A 15,170-nucleotide genomic window follows, 5' to 3' on the forward strand; every position below is an offset into this window, starting at 1 on the left:
CTCGGGGTCAAGCCCCGAGACACTCGCCTCGAACCGCCTGTTGACCGACCGGTAAGCGGTCGTACGCAGAACACAACGAGAGGGAAAAGGAAATGGGGACCAGGGGGTCACCGGACGCCAATGTTTAGGCGTTGTTCATCCGTTGGCTCGAGCGCGTTCCACAGCGCTGGCACTCGGTGACGCGGTAGGGTTCGCGGGAGAACTGCGCGTTCTCTTTCTTCAGGCTCTCGGTGCGGATCTGCACGTTGACTTCGTGTAGCGTGTCCAGGTCGCACTCCTTGCAGTATTCGGTCAATCCGTTAAATGAGCTGTCAGTCGTTGCCATTGAGAAATTCTTCCGTTAGAGTAGTATTAAAACCCTGTTTCATTTCGAATCCTGAGTTGAGAAAATCGCAAGCAGGGGGTTATACAGCCCATAAGCGGCCCCGAGATCGTTTTATACCGTTCAAACTCATAGCTTATCGATTATTTCACGAATTCTTGAATTTCGTGGCAGAAAAGTAAGTTTGGATTACCGATAAAAGGGCGTGAGAACGGCCAACACGCCACAGTAGCGGAATCGAGCCCGTTTGACCTCGTAGCGCTGACCGTTCGCACCGCCTCTCGACACCTCTTTCAGTTCGTCCCGAGTGGAACCCGTATGGACCGGATCTTTGCGCCGTGGCGAATCGAGTGGATCAGGCGCGAGGAGAAAAATCCGAACGTCGAGGAGTGCGTCTTCTGTGAACTTCCCGAGTGGGAAGACGAACGAGAGAACCGTCTCGTCGCCCGGAGCGACCACACATTCGTGTTGCTGAACAACGCCCCGTACAACCCCGGACACGTCATGGTGATCCCTCACCGCCACACCGGCGACTATACCGAACTCACGGACGAGGAACTGCTCGACCACGCCCGCCTGAAACAGCGCACGTTCGACGCCCTCGAGACCGCCCTCGAGCCGGATGGATTCAACGCCGGGCTGAACCTGGGAGAGGGCGCAGGCGGCTCGATCGGCGACCACCTGCACACCCACGTCGTCCCGCGGTGGCAGGGCGACACGAACTTCATGCCCGTCCTGAGCGACACCACCGTCATCGTCGAGGCACTCGAGGAGACGTACGCCCTCGTCCACGAGGCCTTCGCCGCCCAGGAGGGCGCGCAGGATCCGGACGACTCGAGTGCGGTTCGATTTGCGGTCGAGTAGCCGCCTCGGGCGGTTTCGCAGGCGACGATTACTTGCTCAGTCCGGACGTGACGCGTCCAGACGCACCTCGATCAGGGTCAGGTCGTCAGAGGGGACCGCTTCCGCGAACGCCAGTTCGATCTCGTCCCACGTCTCGGGGCGACGGGCGTCGATCCCGAAGCTCTCGGCAAAGGTGACAAAGTCGGGGTTGGAGAGCGTCGTACCGGTCGACTCCCCCCGATGGTCGACCTGTTGTGCGGAGATGAGTCCGTAATCGTCGTCGGTGAACACGACGATGGTGAACCCACAGCCGAGACGCGTCGCGGTCTCGATCTCTGCCGCGTTCATCAGGAAGCCGCCGTCGCCAGTCGCGGCGACCACGTTCGCGTCCACGGCGAGATCGGCCGCGAGCGCGCCCGGTACGGCGATACCCATGCTCGCCAAGCCGTTGGAGATGACGCAGGTATTGGGTTCGTAGGTCGGGTAATTCTGTGCAATCGCGAGCTTGTGGTTCCCCACGTCCGAGACCAGTACGTCTTCGTCGGCCATCGCCTCGCGAAGCAGGGGGAGTGCATTCCTGACGGTAACGGGGTCGTCCGCCTCCGGCGCCGCGGAAACGTGCTCGATGATCCGGTCGTGTCGGTCGGCACACCACAGCGAGCAGGCGTTCGCAGAAAGGTGCTCGCCGATTGCCTCGAGGGACGCGCCGACGTCGGCGACGATCTCCACCTCGGGGTTGTAGTGACGGTACACCTCCGCGGGTTCGTGATCGACGTGGACGACAGCCGTCTCGAGGTCGGGGTTCCACGCCGCCGGGTCGTGTTCGGCGATGTCGTACCCGACGGCGACGACGCAGTCGGCCAGTTCGATGGCACGGGCGGCCTCCTCGTCCGGGCCGGAGTCGAGCGTCAGGAGCGACGCTGGGTCGCGGTCGGAGATCGCTCCCTTCCCCATGTACGTCGCGACGACTGGAATGTCGAGGCGATCGACGAACGCACGCAGTCGGTCGGATGCACGGGTCCGCACCGCACCGTTACCGGCGAGGAGGATCGGCCGTTCGGCCGCCTCGATCGTCCGGGCCGCTCGTGCCGCCGATTCGGTATCCGGGTCGGGTCGACGCACCTGATCGTGCTGGGGGATCGGACTGGCGTCGATGGGTTCACCGGCGACGTCCTCGGGGAACTCGAGGTGGGTCGCCCCCGGCTTCTCGTACTCGGCGAGTTTGAACGCCTTGCGGATAGATTCGGGGACGATCTCCGGGGCAGTCAGCTGAGCGTTCCACTTGACGATCGGCTCGAAGATGTCGACCACCTCGAGCGCCTGATGGCTCTCCTTGTGGAGCCGTTCCAGGCCGCCCTGGCCAGTGATCGCGACGACCGGGCTCTTGTCGAGGTGAGCGTCCGCGACCCCGGTGACGAGGTTGGTCGCACCGGGCCCGAGCGTCGACAGGCAGACGCCCGCCTCGCCGGTCAATCGACCGTGTACGTCGGCCATAAACGCCGCGCCCTGTTCGTGGCGGGTCGGGACGAACGTGATCGACGACTCCCGGAGCGAGAACAGGAGGTCCTCGATTTCTTCACCGGGAAGGCCGAAGACGTGCTCGACACCCTCTTCCTCGAGGCAGGCGACGAGCAGATTTGATGCAGTAGACACGGGGACTCACTCCGTGGGAACCACATCGTCTTCGTCACCAGGCGACTGGACCCACACGGTCTTTCGATTGACGAACTCGTGGATTCCTTCCTTCCCGAGTTCCCGGCCGTATCCCGACGCCTTCACGCCGCCGAAGGGCACCCGCGGATCGGATTTGACGAGTTCGTTGACGAACACGCAGCCGGCGTCGATCTCGCGGGCGAGTCCCTCGCCGCGCTCGAGGTCGGCCGTCCATATCGAGGCGCCGAGTCCGTAGTGGATGTCGTTGGCCATCTCGATCGCGTCGGCCTCGTCCTCAGCGTGGAAGACCGCCGCGACCGGTCCGAACACCTCCTCGGTCGCTGCGGGACTGTCCGCGGGCGGTTCCGCGAGCACCGTCGGCGGGTAGTACCAGCCCTCACGGTCCATCGGGTCGCCGCCACAGGCGAGGTCGGCGCCGGCGTCGACGCTCGCTTCGACCTGCTCTTGGAGGTCCTCCACGAGGTCCTCACGGGCCTGCGGGCCAACCTGGGTGTCCGAGTCCGTCGGGTCACCCACCTCGAGAGCCTCCATCTCCTGGACGAACCGGTCGAGGAAGTCCTCGAAGACGGCGTCGACGACGATGAACCGCTTTGCCGCGATACAGGACTGGCCAGAGTTGATCGTCCGCGCGGCGACACCGGTTTCGGCCGCCGCGTCGAGGTCGGCGTCTTCGCACACGACGAACGGATCGCTCCCGCCGAGTTCGAGGACGTGCTTTTTCAACTCGTTTCCCGCCTGCTCGGCGACGGTCCGCCCCGCGCCCTCGCTCCCCGTGAGCGTCACTGCGTCGAGACGGTCGTCCCGGATCACGTCCTCCATCTTCTCGGAGTCGACCAGCAGCGTCGAGAAGACGCCCTCCGGGTAGCCCGCCTCCCGGAAGACCTCCTCGATCGCCAGCGCGCAGCCCGGTACGTTCGAGGCGTGCTTGAGCAGGCCGACGTTGCCCGCCGTGAGGTGGGGCGCGGCGAACCGGAACACCTGCCAGAACGGGAAGTTCCAGGGCATCACCGCGAGCACAGCTCCGAGCGGTTCGTATGAGACGAACGTCCGCGCGTGGGGTTCGCTCCCGATAACCCGATCCGCGAGGAACTCGCCTGCCCGTTCGGCGTAGTACTCACAGACCCAGGCGCACTTCTCGACTTCCGCCCGGGACTCCGAGGTCGGTTTCCCCATCTCGCGGGTGATCAACTCGGCGTACTCGTCCTCGCGCTCGCGCAGGATCTCGGCCGCGCGCTCGAGCAACTGCTGTCGATCGGTGATGGGCGCCTCCGCCCAACCGTCCATAGCGTCCGCCGACTCCTCGAGGATGGAATCGACGTCGTCCACAGTGTGATCGTCGTACGTTTCAATCACCTCGCCCGTCGCCGGATTGATACTGTCCATTATCGTGACCCTCCTGCTGCACGGTCAGGCGTTCTAGCAGCGCAGGTACCATAGAGCCCCACCCAGCGAATGTACCGTCGAAAGGACAACCGTCGGTTCAGTGATTTCGGCCCCGCCGATTTACATCCACCACCTCCATCCGTTCATCGTACGTCACCTGCAGTGCTTCGTCCTCTAACGGAATCGAGATGCCGATACGAAGCGGATCCTTCGAGAGGAGTTCCTCCTCAAAATCGAGGAGGAGCGCGCGCTGTTCGTACGTGGCGAGGTCGAACTCGATGCCGTGCTCGTAATAGAACGCGATCACCGCCGGCTGTCTCGACGGGTAGAACAACGTCGGCATCCGCCACCGATATTTACACCCCTCGCAGACGTGCGAGACGAGCATCCAGAAGAGCGACCCGCAGCCCTCGCAGAACTGGTACTCGGTCCAATCGGGGTGATGATCGTCGCAAATATCGACCGCGGTGACGGACATATCGCTCGCACACTCCGGACAGACGCCGTCCATTACGGACGCTCGACGATGCGTGCCCCAGATCCGGTCGGCTTCGTTGATTTCGTTCGGCGTGCGATCCCGTAACCCCGACGGTGGGAACTCGTTTTTGCTGATGACGCCGGGCGGGAAGGTATCGACACACCGGGCGTCGCAGTCGGTACATTCCAGGTATCGCCACCCATCCCGGTAGCTCCACTGGGGTTGTCCACCGCAGTACCAACACGAGATATCCACCGCCACGGGTTCGATCTCCGGATCGTCGATCGCGGTGCCGGAAAGGAGCATTCTGACGATCCGCTTTCCCGAATCTCTGAGTTCGTATCCATCTTCGGTTCGCCGGACGAAGTAACCCGTGAGCTTGTTCAGGTGGTAGTTGAGACGGCCGGGATCCTCGACGCCGATGCGTTGGCGAAGTTCGGCGAACCGCAATGGCGTCTCGTCTGTAGGATCGTGTGCGTCCCAGAGGACCTGTAATACTGCCAGTCTGGTCTCGTCCGAGAGGAGGTGGAACGCCTCATCTCCGGTGGATTGAGCTGACCCCGCTGTTTCGCTCGGAATTGAGGAGTCCATACAGAAACCACGCGAACGACGGTAAAGACGTTTCCTCACGTTAGCACATAACACCGTCTCGGGGGTCGTCGAAGGGCGTCGAGAGTTTCCGAGGGGATCGTACCCGTGCTGCATCGAGTTCGGAGCAAAACATCGTTTTATTTATAGAATCGACGTTCGGTCGGTATTCCAATAGAAATATCGTTCTAATTACAGTTATTCCGATCGCAGTCGATGGTGTATCTGGGGGTACAGAAATGGCGCAAGCCCACAGGCTGGATTGTGAATCGGCAGCAGCCGATTGCCGGTTCATTATTCAATCGGAAAACGAGAAAGAAGCGATCGAATTGGCGAAAGCTCACATGCGCGACGTCCACGGGAAGGGCTACACGGATGAGGAGCTCCGAAGTAATCACCTGAAAATCGTGTAGTGACGGATGAGACAATGACAACGGAAACCCAAGCGGAAGCGGACCAAATCAACGAACAGCAACTGAACGAACTCGTGGAGACGTCGCTCGTCGATCTCGGCGCGACAGTCCACGCCGCGCTGGCCATTATCGGCGACGAACTCGGCCTCTATACGGTACTGGACGACCGTGGGCCGCTCACGTCCGCCGAGGTGGCAGCGGAGACGGATACGGCAGAACGCTACGTCCGCGAATGGCTACGCTCGCAAGCCGCCGGGGGGTACGTGACCTACGATCCCGAGACGGACCGCTATAGTCTCTCCCCCGAGCAGGCGTACGTGTTGGCCAACAGGGAGAGCCCGGTGTTCATGCCCGGCGCGTTCCAGTTAGTCGCCTCAGCGGCCAAGATCGAACCCGACCTCCGCGAGGCGTTTCAAACGGGCGAGGGCATCGGGTGGCACAAACACGACGACGACGTATTTCACGGCACCGAACGCTTCTTCGGCCCGTCCTACGGCGCCTACCTGCTCGACTGGATCGAGGCGCTCGACGGGGTAGATGCCGCGCTAAAAGCGGGCGGGCGGATCGCCGACGTGGGTTGTGGCCACGGCGCACCGACGATCCGCATGGCCGAAGCGTATCCCGACTCGACGGTCGTCGGCATCGACTACCACGAAGCCTCGATAGCGGTCGCACGCGAGCGGGCGGAAGCCGCGGGCGTCGCCGATCGCGTCGGTTTCGAGGTGGCGACCGCGCGAGAGTACAACGGAACGGACTACGACCTCGTAACGATGTTCAACTGCTTCCACGACATGGGCGATCCCGTCGGCGTGGCGGCCCACGTCCGGGAGACGCTCACCGACGACGGTGCGTGGATGATCGTCGAGCCCTACGCCGAGGACCGCGTCGAAGATAACCTCACGCCGTTCGGCCGCCTCGCGTACGCGATCTCGACGGTGGCCTGTACGCCGAACTCGCTCAGTCAGGACGTCGGCTACGGTCTCGGCGCCCAGGCGGGTGAGGAGCAGACTCGCGACGTCGTCACCGAGGGTGGATTAACGCGCTTTCGCCGCGCGGCGGAGACGCCGACCAGTCTGGTCTTCGAAGCGAAGCCCTAGGATTGCCGAAAAGTGAGCCTACGCGTACGACTCAGACCGGCTCGGCGAACGCGTACACCGTGTTCGCGCTCGTCACCTCGAGGTCGACGAACTGCCCGGGTTCGAGGCCGTGCTCGTTGGCGTTGCGGACGATGAGCTGTCGGTACGCGGAATCGCGACACTTCACCGAGTCGCCCGTCCCCTCCTCGACGACCAGGACGTCCTCGCGAGTGTCGCCGACCATCTCCTCGTAGGCGGCGCCGACGATCTCGAGTTTGAGTTCGGACATCGCCTTCGAGCGTTCCTTCTTGATCGTGCCGCCGAGGCCCTTCATGTCGGCGGCGTCGGTGCCGGGTCGCTTCGAGAACCGGGTGACGTTGATCTTCTCGGGCCGAGTCTCCCGCAGGAGGGCCATCGACTGCTCGTGATCGTGGTCGGTCTCGGTCGGGAAGCCGACGATGAAGTCCGTCGAGAGCGTCCAGTAGCCGAGCGCCTCCTCGAACGTCTCGACGACCTCGAGGTACTCGCTGACCTGGTGTTGGCGGCGCATGTCCCCGAGGACGTCGTCGCTGCCCGACTGCACGGGCGCGTGCAGGAAGTCGTAGAGTTCGTCGTTCGCCGCGAAGACGTCGGCGAGTTCCTCGCGAATGCCGTGGACGCCTTTCGGATTGGCCATCCCGACGCGCACGCGAAAGTCTCCGTCGATGGCGCAGATTCGCTCGAGGAGTTCGTGCAGTTTGCGTTCGCCGGTGTCCCAGCCGTAGACGCCGGTGTCCTGGCCGGTGATCCGGATCTCTTTCGCCCCCGCGTGGACGAGCGCGCGCGCCTTCTCGACGTTCTCCTCGATCGGTGGCGACTCGATTTTGCCCGTCGCCTGCTTCGTGATGCAGTACGAGCAGTCGGACATACAGCCGCGCGCGATGGGGAGGATGCCGATAACGCCGTCGAGGATCGGCTCGGCGTCGGGCGTCGTCGTCGGGCACTCGCCGTTGGTGACCGCGGTCGGAACCTCGTCCCAGTGGAGGACCTGGGCGTCGAGGCCGGCGAACTCCTCGCCCTGGGCGAGGGCCATACAGCCGGTGACGAACAGGTCGGCGGTCTCCTCGCTCAGTTCCGTGGCTCGCTCGAGCATGTTTCGCTCGGTCTTCTCGACGACGGTACAGGTGTTGAGGATGGCGACGTCGGCCGTCTCGGGGCCGTCGACGCGATAGTGGCCCGCATCACGGAGACGCCGCTCGATCTCGCGGCTCTCGCCGCGATTGGACGTACAGCCGTAGGTCTCGATGTGATAGCGGGCCACGGGTGGTACTCGCGAATGGGGCGTCAGCGGCCAAAAGCCCGACGAATCATCGTCGGTCTTCGCTGGCAAATATTGTTATCTGCTAACAAGCAGACACAGAAACTATTATGCGTATGAAGTGTCCACCTTACCAGTAGGTATGATGCGCAAGAAACAAATTGGTGCACTGGTGCTGTCGCTCTTTCTCGTCGCGAGTCTGGGAGCGACGGCGATCGCGGCGACGCAGACCTCGGGTGCGTCGACGCAAGAAGAATTCGACGCAAACCCCGACGAAGCAGACGAGGTTTACGTCTCCGAGAACGGCGACGCCGTGCTCGTCTACGAGGAGGCCTCCGACGATCCCGACGCGGAGGCCGTCTCCGGCACGTTCGGTATCGAGACCCAGACGGGACTCATGCACGCCCTCTACGGCGCCGACTTCACCGAGATGGACGAGAACGTCAGCGAGGAACTCGGCGTGGTCGGGGACGCCTCGTTCGGGATGTCCCCCGAGTCGGTCACGAGTGCGGCCGACCTCACGTTCCGAGACGTCGACGCCTATGAGGAGTTCAGTGCCGACGTCAACCTCGAGCAGTCCCGAACGACCTACTCGGCGAACGCCAACCTCGCGATGGTGATCAACGAGAGTAACTACGTCGAAACGGAGGAATCGGTCGACATCTCCGCACAGACCAGAACCACCGCGACGACGTTCGAGTCCTCGGGGACGATGACCGTCGACAGTGGGACCCCCGCTGGAGAGGGTGACTTCACCATCGACATGGCGCTTACCCAGAGCGACGACCAGTACGACCTCTCAGTGAGCGAAACGCGAGCGCTCAGCGACTACGAGCAGGACAACTGGGCCACCGAGGAGGACGCACGCGCCGCCCTCGACCGCCAGTTCCAGTCCGTCGCGATGAACTTCGGCGGGCAGTACGACCTCACGCTCGAGTCTTACAGCTACGACGACAGCGGCGAGTCGGCGACGGTCGACCTCGAGTATTCGGTTACTTTCACCGGCATCAGCGACCAGGTTGCCGACATGATCGCGATGGAACTCCAGAACGATCCCGAACTCGACCTCGACGAAACCGAGGCACGAGCGATCGCCGACCGCCTCGCCGAGTTGCACATCGAAGAAATCCAGTTCTCCGCCGAGGAGGACGGCTCGACGGTCGTCATCGACTGGAATACCGAGATCCACAACTACGACCAGGTCGTCCTGGGTGTCATCGAAATCGCCGAGTCCCTCGACGACGTCGACGACGAGCTCGCCGACCAGTTCGACGAGGCCCGGCAGATGATCGAGGCTCAGAAGGAAGCGGACCTCGTACAGACGACCGAGTACGACCTCTTCGTGAGCGAGGCGCCTAACGAGACGACTCTGGAGTTCAGTTCCTCGGCTGACGCCGAGAACTGGGGCGACTACGTCGACGAACTCGAGGAACGCGATGTCGAGCAGTTCATCGCGGAGACCTCGCTTTCCTTCGAGGCCGAGACGGTCGACGGCGACATCAACATCGTCTACGACTACGCTGCCAAAGACGACGCTCTGCTCGAGCGCATCCTCGACGAGTACGAGCAAATGGCAGAACAGGATCCGATGATCGGCGAGGAAGTCACCGCCGCCATCGAGAACTTCCGCGCTGCCGAGTTCGAGACGGCGAAGGCGACGATGTCGATCACCGAGGAGGAAGCCGAGTTCGAGACGGCCGCGGCGTTCGGCAACATGACCGAACTCGAGGGCGTCCCCTTCGAGACCGAAGACGGCCTCACGGTCACGGCGGTCCACGGCGAGACCGAGAACGCGACGACGACGATGTACGTCACCGTCGAGGGATTCGTCGGCGAGGACGCCGACGAGGCCGAAGTTCGCGAACAGCGCCAGGTCGGCGAGGACACCGACGTCCACCTGCCCGGCGAGTGGGACCGCGAGTTCCCCTCGATCGACGAAGACCAGGTCCGCTCGTTCCTCGAGGAGGGTGAGGACGACGACTCGCTGCTCCCAATTTCGACGACCGCCGCTGCCGCAGCAGGCGTTGCCGGCGTCGCTGTCGTCGGTGGGCTGTTCGTGGCCTACCGGCGGTTCTACTGAACAGGGAGTCGATTTTCGTTTTTGCTGGTGGTTCAACGTTCACGTCCGCCTCGCGCCTCTCGAACAGGAGCGAGCGGTACCGACTAGACGCGGCAGGAACGAGTCCCCGTCTTCGACGATGACGACGTTTCCGAGTGGACTGACGTCTCGGCTGCGCAGTTCCCCGTCGAACAAGCTAGTCGCCTGCCACACGTCGGTTAACGGGCTAACAAGCTCTCCCACCAGGTACTGTCGGCACAAGGCCCGAGTCCAATCACAAAGAGTAACATCTGACCGAACCGAGCGGACTCGAGGGTCAGTCGATGCGAGCGAACGCCAGGTTGCCCGAGATGTTCTTGATGTAGATGTCGACGACGTCGCCCTCGCTCGCGCCGGGAACGAAGATGGTGTACTCGCCTTTCTCCGCGACTCCGTCGCCTTTGCGACCCGTTCCCGTAATCTCGACCGTGTAGGTCTGGCCTTCCTCGACGGCCTCGCGCTGGGTCTGTTGCTGGGCGCTCGAGGAGCGCTTCGTGACCGGGCGGAACGCCCCGCAGGCGTCACACCGGAGCATCGGGGTGCGGTCCTCGCGGACGAGTCGGGTGTCGGGCAGGCCACACTCCGAACAGCGGACGTACTCTTCGACGTAGGCGTCGATCGCAGCGTCGAAGTCCTGGCCGGAGAACGAGCCGTTGTACCGGCCGCGACCGTCGGCCAGTTTCCCGTTCGTCCCGAGTTCGCGCTGGACGAACCGGTGCAAGTGGTCGGTCTCCCGCGAGAGGACGTCCGCGATCTCGCCGAGGTTGGTAAACCGGGTGAAGGCGCCGTCCTTCTGGGTCTGGGCGTCGGGAATCTGCAGTCGGTCGTCGTCCCCGCCGATGTCGGGGACGTTCTCCATCGCGCGCTCGAGGCTCGCTTCGTAATCCATACTCGAGCCAAGTGGCCCGCGACGTAAATCCGTTCTGCTCTCGCGTTAGGGCGCTAGCGCCGGGTTTTCGCCCTCGTTGTCGGCGCTCATCGCCTCGAGTTCGAGCGTGCCGGTCGTCGTCTCGCCGTCGAGTCGCGCCCTGGGGATGGCGACGAGTTCGATTTCCTCACCGATCGAGAAGGCGTCGACGAGATCGTGTTCGAGTTCCACGGCGAGCGTCCGATCGTCGTCGCTGATGGCGATAGTCTGGGCGTCGACGCAGGTTGCCCGATCCGGCTCGAGCGTGAACGGCCCGTTGGCGTTGCAGTGACGACAGCGCCCCGGTCGACGCAGGAATCGTCCCGGCTGGCGAACCGAGACGAGTTCCTCGCAGTAGTCACAGCGGAAGCCGGCGACGGCGACCCGCGGACCGGGTGCGTCCACGTCGGCGACGGTCCCCTCGACGGTCACGAGTCGGTTGAGGTGCTCCGTGCCGAGTTCCGACAGCGAGTGGCGAACGCTCGTCGGCGCCCCGGTCACCCGCAGGTAGACCCGATCGTCCGGGTGAATCCGCCCCTCTCGCGCCCCGAGTTCCTCGGCGAACTCGCCGAGGGCCGCCCGTCCGGCCTCGAGGGTTCGGTCGGGTTGTTCGAGCAGCGGCGCCGAAAAGCGGTAGTCGGTCCCGCAGCGGTCGAACGGGACGGTAAGCGACCGGCGGTCGGGGAACCGCTCGAGGAGCGACCTGACCTCGTCTGCTGCGGGTCGAAACACGTGCGTTCGCCACTTGTCGACCAGTTCGCGGTCCGAGACCATGGCCAACCTTCGCTCTCCCGGGACTTTGGTAGTCGTCGGCTAACAGCCTTCAGCGCGGCGGGAAGGGGTCGCTCGAGTTCGAGTCGGTGACGGAAGGTCCCGGAATCGGGTCTGCGTGGACGGCGAGTGAATCATCCGGGTTAGCATGCACAGCAAGTGAATGACATGGTTTTCGAGTGCAAGCCTTGCCCTTCTGGGTGGGGTCAGCCGGACACTCCGGCCACACAGTCCACCAACGATGGCAGGGCTGGGGTTCGACCGGAGCACTTACCGCCCATGCTAACTATGGTATACATGCATGGTGAAGAGCACCCGTCACGCTGTCTATGACCTTTACTACCACGTAGTATTCATCCCGAAGTACCGGGAGCAGCGTCTCACGGGTGCCGCCGCCGACCGGCTTCACTCCATCTTCGAAGAAATCTGCGACGACAAAGACCTCGAACTGGTCGAAGCCGAAATCATGCCTGACCACGTCCACCTCTTCATCGGCAGTCCGCCGAAGAACGCCCCGTCACTCATCGTCAACTGGGTGAAGGGAATTTCCGCCCGGTGGTACAATGAGCGGTCCAACGACCGTATCAAGTGGACGCGCTCGTACTATGTCGGGACTGCCGGCAGCGTCTCGAAAGACGCCGTCAAGCAGTACATCCGCGAGCAGAAGGACAAGCAAGACGGGAGGTGGACTGCATGAGGCGCGTTAACTCCTTTACCGTCGTCCCGCGCTCCGACGCCGACGAAGAACTGCTTCACAGGCTGTTGGACGCCTCTGCCTCGCTGTGGAACCAAATCACCTACCAGCGCCGGCAGAACTTCACCGACCCCGACATCGACAAGTCGGTGTGGGATACCGAGGACTACCGCAAACAGTACGTCGGTGTCCTCGGAAGTGCCACCGCCCAACAGGTGATTCGCAAGAACACCGAAGCGTGGCGGTCGTTCTTTGCCCTGAAAGAGAAGGGGGAAGCCAACGGCCTGCCGGGGTACTGGGGCAACGAGGAAGAAGGGCGGGAGTTGCGGACGTATATTCGCAACGACCAGTACACGCTCCGGTGGGGCGACCGCTCGACCATCGAAATCACGGTCGGCAGCGACCTCAAGGATGAGTACGACATGGGCTACCGCGAACGCCTCACACTCGGCGTTCGTGGGAAGCCGAAGTGGTCGGACGACCAAGGCCGGCTGGAACTGTACTACGACGAGTTGAGCGGCCAATTCAGGGCCATTCAACCTGTCACCACGAATGTTTCTCGACAGGACTCACCATTAGCCGACGAGACGGCTGCTCTGGATATTGGCGCAAACAACATCGTCGCCTGTACAACCACGACCGGCCAGCAGTATCTTTACGAGGGGCGCAACCTGTTCGAGCGGTTCCGCGAGACGACCCGCCGAATCGCGGACCACCAATCGAAGGTGAAGCGCGAAGAGGGCCGGTACACGTCGAAGCGGATTCGACGGCTGTACCGCCGACGGACGCGACGACGCGACCACGCCATGGACGCACTTGCCCGCGACCTCTTCGATCGGTTGTACGGGGAAGGTGTTTCCACCGTGTACGTCGGCGACCTCACCGACGTACTGGAAACGCACTGGTCGGTGCGGGCGAACCAGAAGACGCACAACTTCTGGGCGTTCCGCGCGTTTATCGACCGGCTGGCGTGTACCGCCGAGGAGTACGGCATCGTCGTCGAAGTCCGCCCCGAAGCGTGGACCTCGCAGACGTGTCCCCAGTGCGGCTCAACGGAGGACACGACTCGACACAACGACACGCTCACCTGTCCGTGTGGCTTCGAGAGCCACGCGGACCTCACGGCGTCGGAGACGTTCCTCCGACGGCACGAAGGAAACGTACCACGGCCGATGGCACGGCCCGTATGCCTCAAGTGGGACGACCACCGATGGTCGGCGTCACCACGCGCTCACCGTCCCAACGAGGAGCATACACACCCGCAAGTTACCGCCGGGGAATCGGCGTAGCCGAACCCCCACGGTGGAATTCTTGCGCTTAAGCGCGGGGAGGATGTCAAACACAGATTCACGGTCCCCCGGAACCAAGACCGACCAATGACCGTCAGTCGTACCGTCGAACTCGAGGGGCACATCATCGACTCCGGGACGATGGCCCGGTGTTTCGGGGCCGTGATGGACCTCGGTGGCGAGTTCGACGTCGAGGCGTTCGAAGTGGGTCGACACAAACACGCGGAGTCCTATTGCCGGATGGCCGTCAGCGCCGAAAGCGAGGCCGACCTCCGGGCGATCCTCCACGAACTCAACCAGAACGGCGCGACCGTGGCCGATCCGCGCGACGCGACGCTCGAACCGGCGCCCGCCGACCAGGTGGTGCCGATCGACTTCTACTCGACGACGAACCACCCGACCGAGGTCCGCGTCGACGGTGAGTGGATCCCCGTCGAGAACGTCGAGATGGACTGTGCGCTGGTCGTCACCCGCGCCGAGGACGAGGCCGACGAGGTGCGAGTGCGGACGCGCGTCCTCAACGCCATCGAGGAGAGCGACCTCGTCGTCACGGGGGAAACCGGCATTCGCGTCGACCCCCCGGAACGCCCACGCGGGAAGGGGAGCGCGTTCGGCTTCATGCAGGGCGGCGTCTCGAGCGAGCGCCCCTCGAAGTCCCTGATCGAGGAGATCGCCGACGAGATGCGCGACGTGGCCAAGAGCGACGGCAACGTCCTGGTCGTCTGTGGCCCCGCCATCGTCCACGCAGGCGGGCGGGAGGCCCTCGCAGACCTCGTACGCGAGGGATACGTCGACGCGCTGAGCGCGGGCAACGGGTTCGCGGTTCACGACCTCGAGCGCGACCTGTACGGGACCTCCCTCGGCGTCGACACCGAGACGCTCGAGCACCCACGGAAGGGGCACAAGCATCACATCTACACGATCAGCGAGATCGGCCGCGCCGGGGGGATCGAGGCGGCCGTCGACGCGGGCATCGTCGACAGCGGCGTCATGTACGAGTGCGTGGCCAACGACGTCCCCTACGTGCTCGCGGGGTCGATCCGGGACGACGGGCCGCTCCCGGACACGATCACGGACTCGATCGAGGCCCAGGACGCGATCCGCGAGCAGGCCCAGCAGGCCGACCTCGTCCTGATGCTCTCGACGCTGCTCCACTCGGTGGCCGTCGGCAACTGTCTGCCGTCGACGACGAAGACCGTCTGCGTCGACATCAACCCCGCAACCGTGACCCAGTTGCTCGACCGCGGGAGCGCCCAGGCGATCGGGATGGTCACCGACATCGGGACGTTCCTGCCGATGCTGGCCGAGGAGTTGCTCGAGGACGAGGCGTAGACGCG

The 15,170-nt window shown here is 63.6% G+C and carries 14 protein-coding genes; 7 read left to right on the forward strand and 7 right to left on the reverse strand.

The window, feature by feature from the left end; genetic code table 11:
* Positions 1-124: 124 nt before the first annotated feature.
* A complete protein-coding gene (locus ACFQO4_RS05035; RefSeq protein WP_254159655.1) occupies positions 125-325 on the reverse strand; it encodes a DUF7835 family putative zinc beta-ribbon protein in 201 nt (66 codons plus the stop codon).
* A gap of 315 nt (positions 326-640) precedes the next feature.
* Between ACFQO4_RS05035 and ACFQO4_RS05040 the strand changes: the two genes are divergently transcribed.
* A complete protein-coding gene (locus tag ACFQO4_RS05040; RefSeq protein ID WP_500259867.1) occupies positions 641-1,186 on the forward strand; it encodes an HIT family protein in 546 nt (181 codons plus the stop codon).
* A 36-nt stretch (positions 1,187-1,222) separates the two neighbouring features.
* Here the strand turns inward: ACFQO4_RS05040 and ACFQO4_RS05045 are convergent, their stop codons facing one another.
* The 3 genes from ACFQO4_RS05045 to ACFQO4_RS05055 all read right to left on the reverse strand — a co-directional run bounded on the left by ACFQO4_RS05045 (position 1,223) and on the right by ACFQO4_RS05055 (position 5,291).
* The gene (locus ACFQO4_RS05045) at positions 1,223-2,818 is read right to left on the reverse strand and encodes an acetolactate synthase large subunit (protein WP_500259868.1); all 1,596 of its coding nucleotides are present in this window, start codon (positions 2,816-2,818) and stop codon (positions 1,223-1,225) included.
* 6 nt (positions 2,819-2,824) lie between these two features.
* A complete protein-coding gene (locus ACFQO4_RS05050) occupies positions 2,825-4,222 on the reverse strand; it encodes an NAD-dependent succinate-semialdehyde dehydrogenase (RefSeq protein ID WP_500259869.1) in 1,398 nt (465 codons plus the stop codon).
* Between the two features lie 97 nt (positions 4,223-4,319).
* Entirely contained in the window at positions 4,320-5,291 is a 972-nt protein-coding gene (locus ACFQO4_RS05055; protein WP_500259870.1) for a winged helix-turn-helix domain-containing protein, read from the reverse strand.
* Between the two features lie 236 nt (positions 5,292-5,527).
* On the opposite strand from ACFQO4_RS05055, the gene ACFQO4_RS05060 reads away from it, so the two are divergent.
* Together ACFQO4_RS05060 and ACFQO4_RS05065 are read left to right on the forward strand one after the other, a co-directional pair.
* Positions 5,528-5,701 carry a DUF1059 domain-containing protein gene (locus ACFQO4_RS05060; RefSeq protein WP_500259871.1) on the forward strand — a complete coding sequence of 58 codons (174 nt, stop codon included), beginning with the start codon at positions 5,528-5,530 and terminating at the stop codon, positions 5,699-5,701.
* Between the two features lie 14 nt (positions 5,702-5,715).
* Complete coding sequence (locus tag ACFQO4_RS05065; RefSeq protein ID WP_500259872.1) at positions 5,716-6,798, forward strand: class I SAM-dependent methyltransferase; 1,083 nt, start codon at positions 5,716-5,718, stop codon at positions 6,796-6,798.
* Between the two features lie 31 nt (positions 6,799-6,829).
* Here the strand turns inward: ACFQO4_RS05065 and ACFQO4_RS05070 are convergent, their stop codons facing one another.
* Positions 6,830-8,077 (reverse strand): tRNA (N(6)-L-threonylcarbamoyladenosine(37)-C(2))-methylthiotransferase, encoded by a 1,248-nt coding sequence (locus ACFQO4_RS05070; protein ID WP_500259873.1) that lies wholly within the window; start codon positions 8,075-8,077, stop codon positions 6,830-6,832.
* A 139-nt stretch (positions 8,078-8,216) separates the two neighbouring features.
* Between ACFQO4_RS05070 and ACFQO4_RS05075 the strand changes: the two genes are divergently transcribed.
* On the forward strand, positions 8,217-10,154 hold the full coding sequence (locus ACFQO4_RS05075) for a hypothetical protein (protein ID WP_500259874.1): 1,938 nt from the start codon (positions 8,217-8,219) through the stop codon (positions 10,152-10,154).
* Positions 10,155-10,449: 295 nt separating this feature from the next.
* Here the strand turns inward: ACFQO4_RS05075 and ACFQO4_RS05080 are convergent, their stop codons facing one another.
* Together ACFQO4_RS05080 and ACFQO4_RS05085 are read right to left on the reverse strand one after the other, a co-directional pair.
* Entirely contained in the window at positions 10,450-11,061 is a 612-nt protein-coding gene (locus tag ACFQO4_RS05080) for a translation initiation factor IF-2 subunit beta (RefSeq protein WP_312911860.1), read from the reverse strand.
* A gap of 45 nt (positions 11,062-11,106) precedes the next feature.
* A complete protein-coding gene (locus tag ACFQO4_RS05085) occupies positions 11,107-11,853 on the reverse strand; it encodes a hypothetical protein (RefSeq protein ID WP_500259875.1) in 747 nt (248 codons plus the stop codon).
* A gap of 298 nt (positions 11,854-12,151) precedes the next feature.
* Here ACFQO4_RS05085 and tnpA point away from each other — a divergent pair, with 298 nt between their 5' ends.
* The 3 genes from tnpA to ACFQO4_RS05100 all read left to right on the forward strand — a co-directional run bounded on the left by tnpA (position 12,152) and on the right by ACFQO4_RS05100 (position 15,165).
* Positions 12,152-12,547 carry an IS200/IS605 family transposase gene (gene tnpA / locus ACFQO4_RS05090; protein ID WP_254159641.1) on the forward strand — a complete coding sequence of 132 codons (396 nt, stop codon included), beginning with the start codon at positions 12,152-12,154 and terminating at the stop codon, positions 12,545-12,547.
* The gene (locus ACFQO4_RS05095) at positions 12,544-13,833 is read left to right on the forward strand and encodes an RNA-guided endonuclease InsQ/TnpB family protein (RefSeq protein WP_500259876.1); all 1,290 of its coding nucleotides are present in this window, start codon (positions 12,544-12,546) and stop codon (positions 13,831-13,833) included. Before tnpA ends, ACFQO4_RS05095 begins: the two co-directional genes overlap by 4 nt.
* 87 nt (positions 13,834-13,920) lie before the next feature.
* On the forward strand, positions 13,921-15,165 hold the full coding sequence (locus ACFQO4_RS05100) for an ornithine cyclodeaminase, nickel-pincer nucleotide-dependent (protein WP_500259877.1): 1,245 nt from the start codon (positions 13,921-13,923) through the stop codon (positions 15,163-15,165).
* Positions 15,166-15,170 lie beyond the last annotated feature (5 nt).

Source organism: Saliphagus sp. GCM10025334 (assembly GCF_042663485.1).
Lineage (GTDB): Archaea > Halobacteriota > Halobacteria > Halobacteriales > Natrialbaceae > Natronosalvus.

Excerpts from the sequence above, each read along its gene's own strand:
- ACFQO4_RS05065 (WP_500259872.1), top strand. The coding sequence starts at position 5,716 with ATGACAACGGAAACCCAAGCGGAAGCGGACCAAATCAACGAACAGCAA.
- ACFQO4_RS05055 (WP_500259870.1), bottom strand. The coding sequence starts at position 5,291 with ATGGACTCCTCAATTCCGAGCGAAACAGCGGGGTCAGCTCAATCCACC.
- ACFQO4_RS05085 (WP_500259875.1), bottom strand. The coding sequence starts at position 11,853 with ATGGTCTCGGACCGCGAACTGGTCGACAAGTGGCGAACGCACGTGTTT.
- ACFQO4_RS05060 (WP_500259871.1), top strand. The coding sequence starts at position 5,528 with ATGGCGCAAGCCCACAGGCTGGATTGTGAATCGGCAGCAGCCGATTGC.
- ACFQO4_RS05035 (WP_254159655.1), bottom strand. The coding sequence starts at position 325 with ATGGCAACGACTGACAGCTCATTTAACGGATTGACCGAATACTGCAAG.
- ACFQO4_RS05100 (WP_500259877.1), top strand. The coding sequence starts at position 13,921 with ATGACCGTCAGTCGTACCGTCGAACTCGAGGGGCACATCATCGACTCC.
- ACFQO4_RS05095 (WP_500259876.1), top strand. The coding sequence starts at position 12,544 with ATGAGGCGCGTTAACTCCTTTACCGTCGTCCCGCGCTCCGACGCCGAC.
- tnpA (WP_254159641.1), top strand. The coding sequence starts at position 12,152 with ATGGTGAAGAGCACCCGTCACGCTGTCTATGACCTTTACTACCACGTA.
- ACFQO4_RS05075 (WP_500259874.1), top strand. The coding sequence starts at position 8,217 with ATGATGCGCAAGAAACAAATTGGTGCACTGGTGCTGTCGCTCTTTCTC.
- ACFQO4_RS05040 (WP_500259867.1), top strand. The coding sequence starts at position 641 with ATGGACCGGATCTTTGCGCCGTGGCGAATCGAGTGGATCAGGCGCGAG.
- ACFQO4_RS05080 (WP_312911860.1), bottom strand. The coding sequence starts at position 11,061 with ATGGATTACGAAGCGAGCCTCGAGCGCGCGATGGAGAACGTCCCCGAC.
- ACFQO4_RS05050 (WP_500259869.1), bottom strand. The coding sequence starts at position 4,222 with ATGGACAGTATCAATCCGGCGACGGGCGAGGTGATTGAAACGTACGAC.